Raw genomic sequence first — 3,743 nt, 5'->3', positions numbered from 1 at the left:
AAGCCCTCAGTAAAAAGTTTCAGCTGTAAGGGCTGCTTGCTGATCGGAACTATTTTACAAGTAGCGTTTTTGCTTTTTCTACGTAGCTTTACCAATGCGCTGAACGGCTACTTTGCAGCCGTCAAATAGAGAAGTTGCCCGCTACGTGGACTTCCAACAAACTGTTTTTCTATTGCAGCTGTAAGGAGTGATGGCTGATCGCAATTATTTTACAAGAGGTTTGTTGCCTAGCACCGCCATAGTCTTGAACCGTATCAGTATAAATACATTTGTTAAGATTTAAATTATTAGAATAAATTATAATAAACAAGGTAAAAGCTTAACCTATGAGTGGAAGAATTATTCTAGGCCTCGATCCTGGAAGTGTAATTATGGGGTTTGGGATTATTCAGGAAACGAAAAAGGGTAGTGCGCTACAGCTAATAGAACATGGTGTTTTCCAATTACAAAAATACAAAAAGCATATGCTACGCATGCGTCATATCTATCTGCATATGATGGATTTATTTCAAAAACATGCGCCAGATGAAGTAGCTATTGAGTCCATTTTCTATGGCACGAATGTGCAATCTATGCTTAAATTAGGTAGGGCACAGGGGGTAGCTATTGCAGCAGCACTAGCTTGCCAAATGCCTGTTACAGAATATGCGCCACGTAAGGTCAAACAAGCGGTTACTGGAAATGGCAATGCTTCAAAGCAGCAAGTGGCTACTATGGTTAGCTATCTACTTAACATACCCACGCCATCTTCCTTTTTAGATGCTTCTGATGCACTAGCCGTAGCTTTATGCCATAGTCAACAACGGCTATCTACCCCTGCTAAGGCTAAAAGCTGGAAGCAATTTGTAGCCGCTCATCCCAATCATATACTTTCTTCCTAGTTTTTTGGATTCCGTTTCTCTTACATCCCCAGGGAACGCCATCTCAGATGTGTTTTTGGACCAATTGGTAAACGTATGTACTGAGGCCGTGATAGTTATAGGTCCTACATATGTAATAACCATCTTCATATAGCTCATTTTTTAAACATCAACATTCCCTACTATCATCCATGCTTATATAAGAGTGTAAAATACTGATTTTCATAAAGATTAGTTACGCGTATCTATTGGTTTAGTCTATTAAATTTTTTTTTTAAAAATTTGTTTTGTATCTATTATTCATCCAACCTTCCATTTCATTTTTTTAACAAGTAGTATCATGCAACGATTACATCGCTTATGGTTACCCCTTGCTAGGTGCAATAAATCACATCAAATGGAGATGCGTGTAACAGGCGAATCATTGCCAGATCGGAATGATACAAAGTAATGATTTACTTTCCCTGTAAACGCTTGATGGCCCACCTATTATTGTTAGGCCAACTCTTAACAAGTTGTGGTGTAGTAGTTGATATTTAATCTGACAAAGGAAATGTTCAATAAAATAAACTGTGTCAAGACTCCCCTTCATCTCAAACTACTACACTTAAAGTCAATGAACGGCTAGCAGCTTACAATCTGCTACAAAAAAACATTATTGTATTGACCAAACTTAAAGAAAAAGCTGTAAAATTACGACAGAAGGCTTCTACTTTAACTAAAGTTGACCGGCAATCTATTGCAGTTGCGCAAGATCGGCTTGCTTGGAAGAGTATGATAGCATACGAAATCAACGAAAGGGAAAGAAAAAAAAGATAAAATCATGCGTAAGATAAATGCACTACCTATTGGCTATTCAGATGTTAAATCAGTCATTGAAACAGGCTACTACGTAGATAAAACGAGATATGCACAAGAATTAATTGAAAAGAGAAATCCTATTTTCATAGCTAGGCCTCGAAGATTTGGGAAATCTCTATTTATTAATACACTGGCTGCCATATGTAGTGGAGAAAAAGAAATTTTTAAAGATTACCACATAGGTAGGCCAGAAAATGGATATGAGTGGAAGAAATACCCTATCATTAATTTAGACTTTTCAGGATTAAACAATAACACGCCTGATTTACTTCAGCTATCTTTAGAGGATACACTTACAGAAATTGCTTTACAATATAAGTTAACACTTAGAGGACATGAGTTTAAAGTAAAGATTTCTAACCTCATGAGAGATATGGTTAAGGTAATGAATGATTACGAGCCTAAAGTAATAATATTAATAGACGAGTACGATGCACCTATTATTAATCTAACCAGAGGTTCTGACCTAGAAAAAGCCAATATAAAAGTCATGAAAGATTTCTTTATGAGCTTAAAATCGTTAAATAACTATTTCCAACTCACCTTTATCACTGGCGTAAGCAAATTCAGTTTATCTGATGTATTCTCAGGGGCCAATCATTTAAAAGATATTACCATTGATGCATCTGCAGATGCCATGTTTGGTTATACGCAACAAGAAATTGTAACCATATTCTCAAAAAACTTAGAAGATATTGCTGAAAAATGGAGCAAAAAATCAAATAAAAAAATAACTGAATCAGAAGTAATAGAACGTATTGCAACCTATTACAATGGATATAAGTTTTATGAGGATGGGGTAAGTGTCTATAATCCATGGTCTACGTTAAGATTTTTAGACTCTGGTAAACTAGAAAACTATTGGTACGAATCAGGTAGTCCAAGTTTACTCATTAACCAGATGTTAGCAGATCCTGATAGGTTTGACCTTAGTATGGATAACCTCGAAATAGAAGCTACCAGAGAGGACCTAATGTATACAGAAAGTAGAAATGAGATTAGTTTAAAGTCTTTGATGTTTCAAACAGGCTATCTAACCATTGGCAATTATGATGAATCTACTGGTCTATATACTTTAAAGTTTCCTAATAAAGAAATAGAAGCCTCTTTTCAGAAAAGTATACAATCGTGTTTAGAAAAGAACTTAAAAGATTACTTCATACAAGAGCGAGATAAAATTAGAAATGCACTGTCCAATAAAAAAATCAAATCATTTATAGATAGTATCAATACTGCTTTTGCTACGCTTCCTTACTATATCGATACGAAACAGGAAAAACAGTACCATAGCAATTTACATATGCTACTGCAAGGGTTAGGATTTTTGGGCGGTAGGAAAATGCAGATATATAGCGAATCTCCTTCCAGTAAAGGTAGATCCGATATTGTTTTAGAATTAGAATCATCCATATATATTATAGAAATCAAGTATAAGTCCAGCGGAAAAATAGCCTTAGAGCAAATCAAAACAAACGGTTATTACAAACCTTATTTACTCAGACAAAAAGCGATTATACTACTAGGCATTAACTTCAATGAGGAAACCAGAATGATAGATAATTGGGAGTACGAAATACATGAAGAACATTTAGAAGAGTAAAATGTATTTGGTTATCAATTCTATAAAGGAGGAATTGTTCGGAAGGAAATAATCTAACCAAACCGGAGGAGGGGTGGTGAAGGGAACTAAAACCTCTTCAAGGTATGTTAACGGTGGGAAAATTGACGCTGTGGGAGATTTACTTTCAGACGGAAAGTTTCATAAACTTATAACAAGCAAAGGAAAAAGAGTGCAATTTAAAGGTAATGGTAGTACTAATGCTGCATTTACAGAATTAAGAAATAAACTCAATATACCCGCGGATAAAGTTAAAGTACACCAAAATGGTGCTCAGGTATTCAGAGGTGGAAATAGAACGTTTACCTTACGTACAGATACTAAAAACACAGTAACTATTAGCATTAAGACAGATAATAATCCACAACAAATAATTATCAGATATATGTGTAGTAGTTGATATT

General features: G+C 35.1%; 3 protein-coding genes. All 3 read left to right on the top strand.

The window, feature by feature from the left end; genetic code table 11:
* Positions 1–326: 326 nt before the first annotated feature.
* The 3 genes from ruvC (at position 327) to MUW74_RS02905 (ending at position 3,739) form a co-directional block, all read left to right on the top strand.
* The gene (gene ruvC / locus MUW74_RS02915; RefSeq protein ID WP_243516908.1) at positions 327–881 is read left to right on the top strand and encodes a crossover junction endodeoxyribonuclease RuvC; all 555 of its coding nucleotides are present in this window, start codon (positions 327–329) and stop codon (positions 879–881) included.
* 802 nt (positions 882–1,683) lie between these two features.
* Entirely contained in the window at positions 1,684–3,321 is a 1,638-nt protein-coding gene (locus MUW74_RS02910) for an AAA family ATPase (protein ID WP_243516906.1), read from the top strand.
* 76 nt (positions 3,322–3,397) lie between these two features.
* A complete protein-coding gene (locus MUW74_RS02905; protein WP_243553058.1) occupies positions 3,398–3,739 on the top strand; it encodes a hypothetical protein in 342 nt (113 codons plus the stop codon).
* Positions 3,740–3,743 lie beyond the last annotated feature (4 nt).

Source organism: Candidatus Cardinium sp. cBcalN2, assembly GCF_022810445.1.
GTDB lineage: Bacteria > Bacteroidota > Bacteroidia > Cytophagales > Amoebophilaceae > Cardinium.
This window is presented reverse-complemented; position numbering and strand designations above follow the sequence as displayed.

Coding starts and splice junctions, on each gene's coding strand:
- ruvC (WP_243516908.1), top strand. CDS start 327: ATGAGTGGAAGAATTATTCTAGGCCTCGATCCTGGAAGTGTAATTATG.
- MUW74_RS02910 (WP_243516906.1), top strand. CDS start 1,684: ATGCGTAAGATAAATGCACTACCTATTGGCTATTCAGATGTTAAATCA.